Origin of the sequence: Paracoccus beibuensis, from assembly GCF_026162625.1 — a bacterium.
GTDB lineage: Bacteria > Pseudomonadota > Alphaproteobacteria > Rhodobacterales > Rhodobacteraceae > Paracoccus > Paracoccus beibuensis.
Window position 1 is genome coordinate 79,552 of record NZ_JAOTBD010000011.1, and the last position, 14,589, is coordinate 94,140.

General features: G+C 66.3%; 12 protein-coding genes and 3 pseudogenes. 8 read left to right on the plus strand and 7 right to left on the minus strand.

Annotated elements, in window-relative coordinates:
* Positions 1-3 precede the first annotated feature (3 nt).
* A complete protein-coding gene (locus OC159_RS09590) occupies positions 4-867 on the minus strand; it encodes a putative selenate ABC transporter substrate-binding protein (RefSeq protein ID WP_265500928.1) in 864 nt (287 codons plus the stop codon).
* 196 nt (positions 868-1,063) lie between these two features.
* Between OC159_RS09590 and OC159_RS09595 the strand changes: the two are divergent.
* From OC159_RS09595 to OC159_RS09620, 6 genes and pseudogenes are all read left to right on the plus strand, one after another.
* Positions 1,064-2,072: pseudogene (locus OC159_RS09595) on the plus strand (molybdopterin-dependent oxidoreductase); the annotation flags it as partial.
* Positions 2,058-2,234 (plus strand): hypothetical protein, encoded by a 177-nt coding sequence (locus OC159_RS09600; protein ID WP_265500942.1) that lies wholly within the window; start codon positions 2,058-2,060, stop codon positions 2,232-2,234. The pseudogene OC159_RS09595 and the gene OC159_RS09600, both read left to right, overlap by 15 nt.
* A complete protein-coding gene (locus OC159_RS09605) occupies positions 2,155-2,697 on the plus strand; it encodes a PLP-dependent aminotransferase family protein (RefSeq protein WP_265500943.1) in 543 nt (180 codons plus the stop codon). The genes OC159_RS09600 and OC159_RS09605 overlap by 80 nt, the downstream gene beginning before the upstream one ends.
* The gene (locus OC159_RS09610; protein WP_265500929.1) at positions 2,688-2,858 is read left to right on the plus strand and encodes a hypothetical protein; all 171 of its coding nucleotides are present in this window, start codon (positions 2,688-2,690) and stop codon (positions 2,856-2,858) included. The genes OC159_RS09605 and OC159_RS09610 overlap by 10 nt, the downstream gene beginning before the upstream one ends.
* Before the next feature lie 44 nt (positions 2,859-2,902).
* Positions 2,903-4,033, plus strand: coding sequence for a GTP-binding protein (locus OC159_RS09615; RefSeq protein ID WP_265500930.1), 1,131 nt, complete (start codon positions 2,903-2,905; stop codon positions 4,031-4,033).
* Between the two features lie 110 nt (positions 4,034-4,143).
* Complete coding sequence (locus tag OC159_RS09620; protein WP_265500931.1) at positions 4,144-4,734, plus strand: SelB domain-containing protein; 591 nt, start codon at positions 4,144-4,146, stop codon at positions 4,732-4,734.
* On the opposite strand, the gene OC159_RS09625 is transcribed toward OC159_RS09620, so the two are convergent.
* Positions 4,724-5,188: an Lrp/AsnC family transcriptional regulator gene (locus tag OC159_RS09625; protein ID WP_265500932.1), complete on the minus strand. Its 465-nt coding sequence runs from the start codon at positions 5,186-5,188 to the stop codon at positions 4,724-4,726. The genes OC159_RS09620 and OC159_RS09625 overlap by 11 nt on opposite strands.
* Positions 5,189-5,300: 112 nt before the next feature.
* Here OC159_RS09625 and putA point away from each other — a divergent pair, with 112 nt between their 5' ends.
* Complete coding sequence (gene putA / locus OC159_RS09630) at positions 5,301-8,723, plus strand: bifunctional proline dehydrogenase/L-glutamate gamma-semialdehyde dehydrogenase PutA (protein WP_265500933.1); 3,423 nt, start codon at positions 5,301-5,303, stop codon at positions 8,721-8,723.
* Between the two features lie 138 nt (positions 8,724-8,861).
* Here the strand turns inward: putA and OC159_RS09635 are convergent.
* From OC159_RS09635 to OC159_RS09655, 5 genes and pseudogenes are all read right to left on the minus strand, one after another.
* A pseudogene (locus OC159_RS09635) lies at positions 8,862-9,903 on the minus strand (integrase core domain-containing protein).
* A 788-nt stretch (positions 9,904-10,691) separates the two neighbouring features.
* On the minus strand, positions 10,692-10,958 hold the full coding sequence (locus OC159_RS09640; protein WP_265500934.1) for a transposase: 267 nt from the start codon (positions 10,956-10,958) through the stop codon (positions 10,692-10,694).
* 84 nt (positions 10,959-11,042) lie between these two features.
* The gene (locus OC159_RS09645) at positions 11,043-11,897 is read right to left on the minus strand and encodes an inositol monophosphatase family protein (RefSeq protein ID WP_265500935.1); all 855 of its coding nucleotides are present in this window, start codon (positions 11,895-11,897) and stop codon (positions 11,043-11,045) included.
* A gap of 6 nt (positions 11,898-11,903) precedes the next feature.
* Positions 11,904-12,785, minus strand: coding sequence for a diacylglycerol/lipid kinase family protein (locus tag OC159_RS09650; RefSeq protein ID WP_265500936.1), 882 nt, complete (start codon positions 12,783-12,785; stop codon positions 11,904-11,906).
* A 200-nt stretch (positions 12,786-12,985) separates the two neighbouring features.
* Positions 12,986-13,370: pseudogene (locus OC159_RS09655) on the minus strand (IS3 family transposase); the annotation flags it as partial.
* Positions 13,371-13,483: 113 nt separating this feature from the next.
* Here OC159_RS09655 and OC159_RS09660 point away from each other — a divergent pair.
* Positions 13,484-14,494, plus strand: a complete 1,011-nt coding sequence (locus tag OC159_RS09660; protein ID WP_265500937.1) for a glycoside hydrolase family 15 protein — start codon at positions 13,484-13,486, stop codon at positions 14,492-14,494.
* Positions 14,495-14,589 lie beyond the last annotated feature (95 nt).

The window sequence follows — 14,589 nt, forward strand, 5'->3', positions numbered from 1 at the left end:
GAGTTACTCCAGCAGGTCCAGCTCTCGGCCGACTTCCTCAATTGCGACATAATCCTGATTATCAGCCGGGATGAACGCATTGCGCGGGAAGGCCGCCAGCAGCTCGGGATCGTCCATCCCGACCAGCGCCGCCTGGACCTTGTCGGCAAAACCCTCGCCCCAGCGCTCGTCCACGTCGCCGCGGATCGTCCAGTTGTAGTCGGGATAAGGCGGCGTCTGCCAGATGATCTTGGCGGTCTCGACCTCTGGCGCGCCGTCGGCGACGGCCTGGTCATAGACCGCAAAGTTCAGCGCGCCGACCTGCCAGGCGCCCGACGCGACCAGCCGGAGCGTCTGGCTGTGATCGCCCGAGAATCCGACGCGGCCGAAGAACTCGTCCGGCGCCTCGCCGGTGTTCTGGCGGATCGCGTATTCCGGCATCAGCCGGCCCGAGGTGGAGGTCTTGGCCCCGAAGGTGAAGGACATGCCGCGGGCTTCCTCGGGAAACTTCTCGGATCGCGTGAGGCCGGTGTCTTCATGGGCGATGAAATAGCTGACGAACTTGGTATCCTCGTCACCTTGCGCGATGGCGCGGGCGCCCGGAACCAATAGCCGAGCCTGGACACCCGACAGTCCGCCGAACCAGGCCAGCTGGACCTGGTCGTTGCGGAAGGCCGTGACGGCGGCGGGATAGGACTTGACCGCCACGAATTCGACCGGGACGTCCAGCTCCTCGGACAGGTACTCGGCCACGGCACCGAAGCGTTCGGCCAGCCGGGTCTCGTCCTCGTCGGGAATGGCCGAGAAATAGAGCGTGTCCTGGGCGGCGGCCGCGCCCGACAGGGTCAGGCAGGCCGCAAGCAGCGGGGCAAAAAGACGCGGGGTCATCAGGGGCACCTTGGTTAATCGTGGTCGGACTTGGGCGAAACGGCGGGCCGGGCCTCGCACCGTGATCAAGCCCCCGACATGCGGCGCGCCCTCCGGCCCGAGCGCACCCGGCGCACCGGCTTGCGCGGCCCTTCTAGCGCGGGCCCTGCCCCTGGCGCAAGCCGCCGGATCTTGACTTGGCTCGTGCGCCGGACGTTTCGACAAGTCCAGCTGGGACTACCAGATCGGCGGCGACGGCTATGCGCTGACCGACCCGACGCTGCAGGACCCCGTTGCGTCCGGCAGTTGCTGCGCCAGCATATCGATGTCTACACGCCCGAATTCGTCGAGAAACGTCACCGGCACCTCGCGCGACAAGTTCCTGACCATCTGCGAGATGATCGGCGAATGCAGCGCGCCGGACAAGGTGATGACATCGATGTACGCGCTTGGCTGGCCCCAGCATTCCAGGCGTGCCCAGAACATCCGCGGCATGGCGATGCTGCAGCTGATCCCGGGCAAGTTCGAGATGCCCGGCGGCGGGATGAACGCGTTGCGCGGCCACTCCAACATTCAGGGCCTGACCGATGTGGGACTGATGTCGAACCTGATCCCGAATACCTGAACATCCCGACGGAGAAGGAGTCGACTGGCAGACCTACCTGTCGATGCGGACCTTCACGCCGCTGTGGCCGGGCCAGACCAGCTATCGGCAGAGCTATCCCAAGTTCATGGTTAGCTTCATGAAGGCCATGGGGGGCGACGCCGCCACGGTCGGGAACAACTGCGCCTATGATTGCCTGCCCAACCTGGATGTCCCCGCCTATGACACCCTGCGCATGTTCGAGCTGATGGACCACGGCCGGGTGAACCTCTACTTCTTCCAGGGCTTCAATCAGATGCTGTCGACTGCCAACCGGGAAAGGATCACGCGGTCACTGTCCAAGCTGAAGATGCTGGGGGTGATGGACCCGCTGTCCTCTGAAGCCTCGCACGTCTGGCAGAATAACGGCATCCACGATGACGTGGATCCGTCGGCCATCCAGACCGAGGTGCTGGAGTTGCCAACGACCTGCTTCGCCGAGGAAGAGGGCGCCCTGGTCAGGTCGGGCCATTGGCTGCAATGGCACTGGCCGGGCGCGTCGCCGCCGGGCGAGGCCAAGCACGACACCCGGATCATGGCGCAGATATTCCTGCGGATGCCAGACATCATGGTCCGCACAGGAACGAAGCTGGTCGAGGTGGAGACGAAGAATCGCACCCACCTGCGCGATTTACCAGGATGCGCTGTTGGACCGGACGGGCCTGATCCTCAAGGTCCACCAGGTCGAACTACCGGATCGATGGCTCCTCGGCCCAGCCCCGCAACTGTCCCCGGCGGCGCCTGACGCGGGCGTCGTGCCGCTGAACAACCTCGGTGTTGGGACGGTGGTCGATCTGTCACGCTGGGGCCTGCGCCGCGAGCCCACCGTGGCAGAGGGCGGTGACCTTGCCACCTTTTCGGGCGACAAGCTGCTGGGCGGGCCCCAGGCGGGATTCATCGTTGGCCACCGCGACCTGATTGCTCAGATCAACAGGAACCCGCTGAAGCAAGCCCTGCGGCTGGACAAGATCCGCATCGCGGCGCTGCAGGCGACGCTGCGGCTCTGTCGCGATCCGGACCGGCTGGCGAACCGGCTGGCCGTGCTGCAGATGCTGGCACGGCCGCAGCCGGACATAGCGGCGCAGGCCAAGCGCCGAAGGTCGCCGCGTTTGCGCCCGTCGGCGCAAGGCGCAACCTTGCGACTGCGCCAGCCAGCCGGTCGGGCGCGCTGCCGACGGCCACGATCCCGTCGGCCGGGTTGCGGCTGACGGGACGGAGCGGCGATGCACCCGACCGGCTGGCGGCCCTGCTGTGCGCCCTGCCCCGTCCCGTGGGCGGCCAAATCCGTGATGGCGCGCTGATCCTGGACCTGCGCTGCCTTCACGCCGACGCCGACGCCGACCTGCCGGGGGCGCTGGCGGACCTTTGATCGTCGGAACGGCGGGAAATCTCGACCATGGCAAGACCGCCCTGATGAAGGCCCTGACCGGCACCGATGCCGACCATCTGGCCGAGGAAAAGCCGCGCGGCATCACGATCGACCTTGGCTTCGCCTATGCTGATCTGGAAGGTGGCGTCGTCACCGGCTTTGTGGACGTTCCGGGACACGAGCGGCTGATCCACACCACGCTGGCCGGCGCAGCGGGCACCGACCTGGCCCTGCTGGTGGTGGCTTGCGACGACGGCGTGATGCCGCAAACGGCCGAGCATCTGGCGATCCTGAACCTGCTGGGCCTGTCCCGCAGGCTGGCTGCCTTGATCAAGGCGGTCCTTGCGGATGATCGCCGGCGGCAGGAGGTGACCGGCCAGATCAGCGCACTGCTGCGCGACAGTTGCCTTGCGGCAGCGCCGATCAGTCCTATCTCGACCGTGACCGGAGAGGGGCTGGACACGCTCCGCGCGGCCGTTGTGGAAGCCGAGCGCCTCGCTGAGGCCCGCGCGGCCGAGGGTCCGTTCCAGTCAACCGCAGCTTCACGCTGCAAGGGGCGGGCACGGTGGTGCCCGGCACCGTTCTCTCGGGCCGCGTGGCCTTTGACGAACAAACCACCGTCCCGCCTAGCCGCCCGCGTTCGCGGCATCCATGCCCAGAATCGCGCGGCGACCGAGGTGTTGGCGGGCCAGCGCTGCGCCCTGAACCTTGCCGGAGAGGCAATCGCAAAGGACGCCGTTCGCCGGGGCGACGTGGTTCTGTCGCCCGCGCTCCACGCGCTGACCGACAGGATCGACACGACGCTGATCGTTCTGGGGACCGAGCCGAAGCCCATTGGCACCTCGTTTCCGGCCCGCCTGCACAGTCACGCGACCGAGGTCGGGGCGCGCATCGTTCCACTGGCCGACCCCATCGCGCCCAGAAAGGCGGGGCCGGTGCAGATCGTCGCGGATCGGCCGGTCGCGGCAGCAATCGACGACGGTTTCATCCTGCGCAACATGTCGGCCAGCCGGACCATCGGCGGCGGGGCCTTCCTGAACCTGTGTCCCGCGGCGCACACGCGGCGCACGTCCGAACGGCTGGCCTTGATCGGCGCCGGATCCCGCCGAAGCTCTGGCGGGAATGCTGCTGATCGCGCCCGTGGACCTGCAGCGTCACCTGCGACCGTGGCCTGACCCCCGAGCCAGGCGCAGGCCGCGCTGGATCGGGCGGGCGGGACTGCTGTCGGTGGGCTGGACCTCTCGGTGGACGATCTGCAGGCGTTGATCGCGGCCTGCAGGGCCAGTTGGCGCAGTGCCACGCAGATAACCCGGACCCGCCGGGTTTGGGCCGCCAGCGCCTGCGCCTGTCGTTGTTGCCGCGCCTCTCCAAGGACGCGCATCCGGCTTTCCTGCGACGGGCCGCCGACGCGGGAGAGATCGTGATGGACAGCGCCCTCCTGCGCCTGCCCGGCCACGAGGTCCGCCTGACACCAGATGACGAGGCGCTGTGGGACCGGATCCACCCGGCCCTTCTGGGCGAGATGTGCTTTCGCCCGCCCCGCGTCCGCCACTTTGCCGCCGAGCACGGCATCGACGAACGCAAGGTCCGCCGTGTCCTGAAGCTGACGCAGAGGCTGGGGCGGACGGACCAGATCGCGCAGGACCAATTCTTCGCGCGCGAGGTGACGGCGCGGATGGTCGCGATCCTGCGCGACGTCGCCGCAGAGTCCTCCGATGGCTGGTTCACCGCCGCCGCCTTCCGCGACCGCGTCCAGGACGGCCGCAAGGTCGCCGTCGAGATCTCGGACGTCTTCGACCGCCACGGCGTTACCCTGCGACGCGGCGACCTGCGGCGGCTGACCCGCACCGGCTGGATCTTTTCGGCTAGAGCGTGAGGCCGCCCTGCTCGATCACCGCCTCCATCGCGACATAGCTGGAGGTGGCGTTCACATGCGGCAGAGACGAGATCTTCTCGGCCATGATGCGGCGATAGTCGGTCATGTCGCGAGAGCGGACCTTCAGAAGATAGTCGAAGCCGCCGGCGATCATGTAGCATTCCTCGACCTCGGGGATGAGGCGGACGGCGGCGTTGAACGCCTCGAGCGCCTTCTGGCGCGTGTCCGTCATCCGTACCTCCACATAGGTGACATGGGTCAGGCCAAGCCGCACCGGCGACAGGGTCGCGCGATAGCCGGTGATCAGCCCCGCATCCTCCAGCTGCCTGATCCGCAGCGCCACGGGCGTCTTGGACAGGCCTACCTTGCGCGCAAGCTCGGTCACCGGGATGCGGGCGTTGGCGGTCAGTTCGGCCAGGATGCGCCGGTTGGTCGGGTCCAGAAGTTCGTTCACCGCATTTTCGTCCGTCAAAATGGTCTGTTCGGCTGTAGTTTGCCCCGAAGATGGGCACAACGTCCAGATGCGACGCTGTATCTTGCGGCGAACATCCAAAGGGGACCGCCGAATGTACGATCTCGACCCGACCGATCTAGGACTGGACGCCAAGTTCCAGCCAGAAGGCCCCCTGCTGGATCGCCTGATCCGCGAGGCTGCCCTGTCCGACCAGACGCGCGCCCGCATCAGCGCCCGTGCAGCCACGCTGATCCGGCGCATCCGTGCCGAATCGAAGCCCACCATGATGGAGCTGATGTTGGCGGAATACGGCCTTTCGACGCGCGAGGGCGTGGCCCTGATGTGCCTGGCCGAGGCGATGCTGCGCGTGCCCGACCGCGCCACGATGGATGCCCTGATCGAGGACAAGATCGCGCCGTCCGATTGGGGCAAGCACCTGGGCGAAAGCTCCTCCAGCATGGTCAACGCCTCGACCTGGGCGCTGATGCTGACGGGCCGCGTTCTGGAGGATGCGCAACCGGGCCTTGCCGGCACCCTGCGCGGCGCGATTCGCCGCCTTGGGGAACCCGTGATCCGCACGGCCGTCACCCGCGCCATGCGCGAGATGGGCCGTCAGTTCGTCCTGGGCCAGACCATCGAAGCCGCGCTGGAGCGGGCCAAGGGGCAGGAAGCCAAGGGCTATTCCTACAGCTACGACATGCTGGGCGAGGCGGCGATGACCGCCCGCGATGCTGGCCGCTATGCCGCCGAATACCGCAAGGCCATCGCCGCCATCGCCGGGTCCTGCACGAAGGGCTCGGTCCGCAAGAACCCCGGCATCTCGATCAAGCTCTCGGCGCTGCATCCGCGCTACGAGGTCGCGAACGAGGCCCGCGTCATGGCCGAACTGGTGCCGGTGGTGCTGGAACTGGCGCAGCAGGCGCGCGCCGCCAACATGGGCCTGAACATCGACGCCGAGGAGCAGGACCGCCTGGCCCTGTCGCTGAAGGTGATCGAGGCCGTGCTGTCCGGCCCGTCGCTGGCCGGCTGGGACGGCTTCGGCGTCGTGGTGCAGGCCTATGGCAAGCGCGCCGGTGCGGCCATTGACCGCCTTCATGCGCTGGCCACGCGGCTGGACCGCCGCATCATGGTGCGCCTGGTCAAGGGCGCCTATTGGGACACAGAGATGAAGCGCGCCCAGGTCGAAGGCCTGCCGGGCTTCCCGCTCTATACCTCGAAGACGGCGACGGATGTCAGCTACCTGTCGCTGGCGACCAGGCTGTTGCGCATGTCGGACCGGATCTATCCGCAGTTCGCCACGCACAACGCACATTCGGTGGCTGCGGTGCTGGAACTGGCCGGCAACCTGGGCGCCGCCGAGGGCACGTTCGAGTTCCAGCGCCTGCACGGCATGGGCGAGCGTCTGCATGACATCGTCCTGCGCGACCACGGCACTGCCTGCCGCATCTATGCCCCGGTCGGCGCGCACCGGGACCTGCTGGCCTACCTGGTCCGCCGCCTGCTGGAAAACGGCGCGAACTCCAGCTTCGTGAACCAGATCGTCGACGACGCCGTCTCGCCCGAGGAGATCGCCCGCGATCCGTTCGATGCCCTTGCCACTGCGCGGGTGCCCGAGGCGCTGCTGGCGCCCGACGCCATCTATGGCGACGGCCGCGTTAACGCCCGTGGCTTCGACCAGACGGCCGAGGATGAGCTGGCCCGCATCTTCGCCGCCCGCGACGTTGCCATTGCGAATGCCGGTCCAGCCACAACAGCCGAGGCGACCGGAGCCGCCGTCCCGGTCCTGAACCCCGCCACGGGCGATGTGCTGGCCCAGATTACCGAAGCCGACGAGGGGACCGTCGCCCGCGCGATCGACGCCGCTTGCACCTGGGACGCGCCCGCCGCCACCCGCGCTGGCGTTTTGCGCCGCGCTGCCGACCTCTACGAGGCCGAGTTCGGTCCTATCTTCGGCCTCGTGGCGCGCGAAGCCGGCAAGACGCTGAACGACGCCGTGGCCGAGTTGCGCGAGGCCGTCGACTTTCTGCGCTATTACGCGCAGCAGGGCGAAAGTCGGAGCGAGGCTCCGCGCGGCATCATCGCCGCGATCAGCCCCTGGAACTTCCCGCTGGCGATCTTCACCGGCCAGATCGCGGCCGCGCTCATGGCGGGGAACGGCGTCCTGGCCAAGCCGGCCGAACAAACGCCGCTGATCGCCGCGCTGGCCGTGCGTCTGCTGCACCAGGCGGGCGTGCCGGCGACAGCGCTGCAGCTGCTGCCGGGCGACGGGGCGACCGTCGGTGCGGCGCTGACCCGCGCTGTGCGCATCGACGGCGTGGTCTTCACCGGCGGCACGGACACGGCGCGGCTGATTGCCACCAGCATGGCCAAGCACATGCGCCCCGGCACGCCGCTGGTCGCCGAAACCGGCGGCCTGAACGCGATGATCGTGGACAGCACCGCCCTGCCCGAACAGGCGGTGCGCGACATCGTCGCCTCCAGCTTCCGGTCGGCGGGTCAGCGCTGCTCGGCGCTGCGCTGCCTCTATGTGCAGGAAGACGTCGCGCCGCACGTGATCCGCATGATCCAAGGCGCGATGGACGAACTGACCGTCGGCGACCCCTGGAACCTGGCGACCGACGTCGGCCCTGTCATCGACGCCGAGGCGCAGTCCGGCATCATGGCCTATCTGGCAGACGGCAAACGCCGCATCCTGCACCAGGTGCCTGTGCCGTCGCAGGGCCGTTTCGTCCCGCCGACCCTGATGAAGGTGTCCGGCATCGAGGAGATGGACCAAGAGGTTTTCGGCCCCGTCCTGCATGTCGCCACCTACAAGTCGCGCGACCTGGACAAGGTCGTGGCGGCGATCAACGGCCGGGGCTATGGCCTGACCTTCGGCCTGCACACCCGGATCGACAGCCGCGTGCAGGAGGTGACCGAGGCGATCAACGTCGGCAACATCTATGTCAACCGCAACCAGGTCGGCGCGACCGTGGGCAGCCAGCCCTTCGGTGGCGAGGGCCTGTCGGGCACCGGCCCCAAGGCGGGCGGTCCGCTTTACCTGCCGCGCTTCTTCGCACCCGCCACGCCCAAGGCCGGCGCGCCCTGGCGAACGGCCGACAGCCATGACCGGCTGGCCGGCGAACTGGCCTCGCCCCCGCCGGCCCCCGCGCCCGAGGAGACGCTGATGCCCGGACCGACCGGCGAACTGAACCGCCTGCAGACGCTGGCGCGCGGTCCTGTGCTGTGCCTCGGCCCCGGTCCAGAGGCGACGGCCGCCCAGGTGCAGGCCGTCACCCGTGGCGGCGGTCAAGCCGTCGCCGCAAGCGGAACGATCGATCCGCAGTGGCTCGAGTCGCTGCCGAACCTTGCGGGCGTCCTCTGGTGGGGCGACGACGAGATCGGTCGCGCCCTGGCGCAGGCGCTGTCGCGCCGATCGGGCCCGCTGGTGGCGCTGATCACCGCGATGCCGGATCGCGCCCATCTTTGCCACGAGCGGCACCTCTGCGTCGACACAACCGCCGCCGGCGGCAACGCGGCACTTCTGGCCGGCTGACCCGCCGCCCCATTCAGACAACAGGCGTCCGGTCGATCGAACGGTCCGGACACTGGTATATTCCTCAAAGGATGCGTCGTCGGAACCGGACGCGCACAACGTGTTGCTGGACCAAGCAAAGATGGGACCCATGTCTTCTTAACCTTCTTGGCTGACGAATTACATGACGGTTATCGACCGGTCTGCGGCCCATGTTGCGATAGCCGAGATGTGGCCGTTCTGGGTTGCAGTGGATGAGCCGGGCCTCGAGCTCGGCCTGCAGGGTCTCGATGCTGTCGTGGAACGTCTCGTGCATCTTGATGCGGAAGAAATCTTCCAGGGTGGTGCCGTTCAATCGCTCGACGGAACCGTTGGTTTTCGGCATCCGGACTTTTGTGCGACGATGCTCGATGCCGTTGAGGTCGAGGTGGAGCTCGTAGGGGTGGTTCTCGGCCCCGCAGAATTCCCGGCCGTTGTCGGTCGGCACGGCTTGCACCGGCAGGCCCAGGTCGGCGCAGAAGGGCAGCATGTCATCGTGCAGGACAGCCGCCGCCGGGTGCTTGGAGACGTGCGAGACAAGCGAAGGCACAGGAGCCGCAGGTGGCGGCCACCGCATGCAGGTAGACCTTTCCTACGCCCTTCAGGTTGCCGGCAAGGAAGGTCTCGGCTGACAAGAGTTCGCCCGGCGCGTCACCACATGCCGCTCGCGGAAGCAGGGGTTCGATTTCTCCGGAAAGGCAGCCCGCTCGGGCGTGATGTCGATGGCGCGGCCGGCATCGGCCTCCTCCAGAGCCAGCCAGCGCTCGATCCTGGTGCCCAGGCCGTTGTCGTTGAGCAGCTTCTGATTGGTGACGGCAGACCGCGTGCCTTCAAGCGAGAGGATCGCCTCCAGCCGGTTGCAGCCATGGGCCGGGTGCTCGAGGGCCAGCGCCTTGATCCGCTCCCACGACCTCCGGGGCGGTCGCCTGCGAGTGGGACGTGTGGATCGGCGGCAGGTCTTTCAGGCCCTCGAAGCCCCGGGTCTGAAAACGCCGCTCCCATTCATGAAAGCCGGTGCGGTCCATCCCCCGCCGGCCGCACGCTTCCGCCACATCGCCAACTCGCGCGCAAGTTCCAGCACGCTCATGCGCTGCAGCGCCACCTTGCCGACAGCATCGTGCGGCGGAGACTTCCCGGTCTTCGATGATCCATCATGGGGAATTCCTCCCTTCCCGAAATGGCACGGAAAGAAGGTTGAGAGGACACGCAGTTCATGTGGTGTCTGGGACTTGGGCTCCAAAGCTACCTCCTGCGGCGCTACGACGTCGAAGCCACATGCGACGGCAAGACCGACCCGTTTGACGTCCTGCATGGTGGCGCAGATCCAAGCGGCTGGTGGCAAGCTCCAGACACCGGCGGCGCATCGTCAGTGGGGCCGCAAAAATGGCCCTGCCAGAAAGGCAGGGCCAGTCACAGGGAAGGAACAATCACAACCATAGCGCGAATTGATGATGCCTGCCACCCGACACCTTGCCTTGCTTCGGTGACCCCCGAAGACCGCATCGGGGAAATCGTCCGGAAATGCGCGCGCGGACCAGCATATGTTGAAGACCCGACTGAGACCTTCAGACCGTATCTTCCGACCGAAGTAATAGTCTTCTTGCACTCGACAAGTGCGATCTCACGATGTGATCCGAATCACAACTCGAGGTTACTCAGTCTAGCTTCATGAAACCTTGTAACTTCGCCGTTCCGGCGCTGCCTTTGACTGCCGGCGCCTCGGTCAATGGGTAAGAGTGGTGCGCCTTGCGATCGAGTTCCACCTTGTCATCCCCGCTAGCGACGTTCCCAACCCCGGACTTGCAGACGACCCCTGTCATCGCCGGCGAGATCTATGTTCCGACTTCCGCCGAAGAATTCGACGAGGAAAGGGTCTCCTACTGATGCGGCTTCGGAAGCGGCGGCATCTGAGCTCTGTCGCGCCTCATTTGCCGGTCCACGGCTTGAGCATCAGTGACAAAAATCGTTGGCGACGACCAGCTCTCCGATCTTGGCGCGCAGTGACCGACCCGTTTCCTCATCCACCTCCGCAGGCTTTCGGCTGCCCCGCGCGAAGATATCCGCAGCGCCGTCCAGAAGCGATTTCTTCCACAGGTGGATCATCGTCGGATCCACGCCATATCCGGCCGCCAGCTCCGACACCGTGCGCGCGCCCTCAACGGCCTCCAGCGCCACACGGGCCTTGAAGCCCGCGTGATGATTTCTGCGCTTCCGCATTCCGGATCTCCTCGTCTTTGGAGATCAGCAAACGTCAGATCGTAGCCTCCGTCACTGTCCGATTTGCGGGAAGGAGCTCAGACTTCACGTCGCGACGGCGGCAACCAGAGCGTCATGATCCGCCAGCCTCCCCGCCAGGATCGCCTGCTTCCATTGCCGCAGGTCGTCCCCCTCCCCCTGGGCTGCCGACCCAAAGGTCCTGAACGGCTGCCAACTCTTGTCGATTCGAGTGGCGACCATTCCGCCAGCCGCCTCGACAAGCACCAGACCCGAAGCGACATCCCAGATATTCGGCGTGTCAATGCGGCAGGCCTCCAGCAGTCCGGCAGCGACGAAGGCAAGCTCGATGGCTGCTGAACCCGTCTTTCGACCATCACGGGAACCAGTTGTTGCCGGGATCTGCGGTAGGCCCACCAGGCGCCGCCGTACCGCCGGGTTTGCAGCAAGCTCAACTTCCTCCCCATCGAACCGCAGATGACCGCCCTTGCATGCGTGATAGACACCGGGCCGCAGGGCATGGCTGGTCGAGCACCAGGTGGCGCCTGCGATGGGCCTGCCCTTGTAGACGACGCCAATGGCCGCGGCGAAGAGGGGAAACCCGTTGACGAAGTTGGTGGTCCCGTCGATCGGATCGACCGCCCAGACAAAGTCGTGGTTCCTGCCCGGCCGGTCGTCATACTCTTCGCCGATGATGTCATGCTCCGGAAAATGTTCGTTCAGGCGCATGCGGACGATCTTCTCGACGCGTTGGTCGACCTCGGACACCGGATCGCGCAGGGCGTCCTGTCCCGCCTCCGAAGTCTTGTAACGCACTGTCAGCAACGTGCCCAAGGCGCCCTGGATCTCGGCCGCGGCAAGTCGCGCCAGTTCGACGGCCAGTTGCTCGATCTCCGCAAGAGTTGCGGGATCAACGGGTGGATCGACGTTGGGGTCTGTCATCTTCAGTCACCTCTTCTTCGGGGCTGCAGCAGGCAGAAGAACGTGGCGGGGATCGTCATCGATCCTAAGTTCGATCCGCTGCCCGCCGACCTCTTCGACGTGATCGTCGATTCTGAGCAGGATCTGTCGATCCACCTCGAATGACACGTTACGGCCCGACAGGACCTGCACCGGAGGCGCTGCCTCGTCCGGTGCGTTCAGCCATTCCAGCATGTCCAGCCGCCGCTCCTTCCCCAGCAGAACAACCGAGAACCGGCCGTCATATGCGCCGACCGCTGGTGCCAATGGAAGGCGGGGGCCAGAATGGCTCATCGTCAGCGCCTCGGCCATCAGCCAGCGCCCCCTGATCCGCTGGCCATCGACCACCATCTCGGCGGACACGGGGTCGATATCGGCCAGTGCCGTGGCGAGGCCGCGGCGACCATTGAGGATCTTTTCACGTCTGCTGATCGGTGTCGGCTTCTTGTGGTCGATCGATGTGGCAAGGGCACCGAAGCCCGCGCCTTCGAGGATGATCCGCTCACCCGAAGACGTGCGGATCCGGCCAACATGGAAGGGGCGCTGTTCCGCTGCCTCCGGCCAGCCGCCAGAAAGCAGTGAGTGGCGCCCGAACCCCAGGCTGGTGGCGACGTTGTTCGAGCCCCCCAACGGGATGATGCCGAATGGACGGCTGCGGTCTGGCATTTGCGCGACGAGCTTGCACACCGTGCCGTCACCCCCAGCCACGACCACGACGTCGAAGTCTTTGGCCAGGCACTCTGGGAACGCACGGCTGGCGGAGGAACAATAGTCGGCTTGGATGCCTTCCGCCTCCAGCTCTGCGAGAAGTTCTTTTCTCGAGTGATCGCCGGAACCCGCGGCGGGATTGTGGAACAACAGTGCGCGCATCTGGGTCAGGCTTCCTTGCGATCTATTCCTGCATCAACTTACGCCTGCGACTTCGGTTGCACTGAACCGCGCCGGGTTCGCCGGAGGCTGATTTCAGCTCGTGACGCGGCCATGTTTGCAGTTTCCAGAACGGCCTTGAAGTTTGCCTCGGCTTCTGCTGACGGGATGTTCCCGATCGTCTCGAGCAGGCGGCGGTTGTCGACCCGCCAGCCGACGATCCGCCGGGCATAGGCGTCGATGACGAACACCACATAAACGAACCCCTCCAGGTGGCGACATGGGTAAAGTCGCTGACCCAAAGCATGTTCGAAGCGGACACGTGGAACTGCCTCTTCATCTTGTCCGATGGGCATGGAGCCTTCTTGTCGGGCGCCGTTGTTCTGTGCGGCTTGCCGCGGATAATGCATTGAACATCCAAACCCTTCACGATCCTGGCGACTGTGCACGGGGCGACAGCGAAGCCATCCCGAACCAGCTGTCGCCAGACCTTCCGCTCGCCCCGACCTTCCGGACACCATAGCCACGCCAGTTCTCCGCGAAGACGCGCTCGATCTCGGGCCGCAGGACCGTATCACGCCTGGCGCGGTCGGGTGTCTCGACGAGTTGCACGGGGTCTGTTGGCTTTGGCCACCGGGGAGATGGCCAGCCGCACTGTCGATCTTCGCCCTCGAACCCGCAAGGCGCGGGCCGGATCACACATGGTCGATATCCGGAAGGTCGCGGACGGGCTCTACAAAATCTGCCATTCTTTCTCGAAGCCCGGCCCCCGCGTCGGCCAGAAAATCGAACTCGAAGGCACGCCTTGGTCCGTCGCCCTGCACCCTCGCGGCCTCCAATCAAGGGAGGCTGTAGCCCGCAGCTGGGAGGTATCCGTTGAATCCGAAACCGACGAGGGCGCGGCCACGATCATCGACTTCATGCCGGTGCGCATCGACAGGCAGATCTCGGACGTGGTCAGGATCGTCGCTGGCCGCCGCGGGCGAATGGAGTTGAGCCTACGCTTCGACTACGGGCGCATCATCCCGTGGTCAGCGAGGCCGAGGCCGAGGACGGCGTGCGCCCGCGCCGGACCCCATGCGGTGCGGCTCATGGCACCGGTTGCCGTCCACGACCCGGACCAGACGCTGGTGGCTGCTTTCACGATCAGCGAAGGCCAGCAGGTCCCCTTCTCTCTCGCCTATTCGGAGTCGCACCTTCCCATTCCGCAAAGCTGCCAGCCGTTCGCGGCCTTGGTCGAGACCGAGCGCTTCTGGCCGGACTGGGCTGGCCGCTGCCATTACGATGGCCCGTGGAAGGACGCGGTGATGCGGTCGCTGGTCACGGTCAAGGTGCTGACCTGTCGTCCGTCCGGCGGCATCGTCGCCGCACCGACCACCTCGTGGCCGGAACATCCGGGCGGCGCGCGGAACTGGGACTATCGCTTCTGCTGGCTCCGCGATGCGTCGTTCTCGCTCGTGTCGCTTCTGAACGCCGGTTATCGCAAGGAAGCCGAGAACTGGTGCAACTGGCTTTTGCGCGCGGTCGCAGGCGCGGCCTCTCAGGTGCAGCCGCTTTACGGCATCGGGGCCGAGCATCGCAACGACGAGGTGATCCTGGACTGGCTGCCGGGCTTTGCACAGTCGCGTCCGGTGCGGATCGGCAATGCAGCCTACAAGCAGTTGCAGATCGACCTGTTCGGATGCGTGAGGCTTTGTTGCACAAAGTCTTAAGGGGGATTCAGCTGGCGAATCTGGCGTGGTAGCCGTGCTGCATGAGCAGACCCACGCCGCCGAGCTACAAGACCAAGAACTGGCCAGCGTATAAC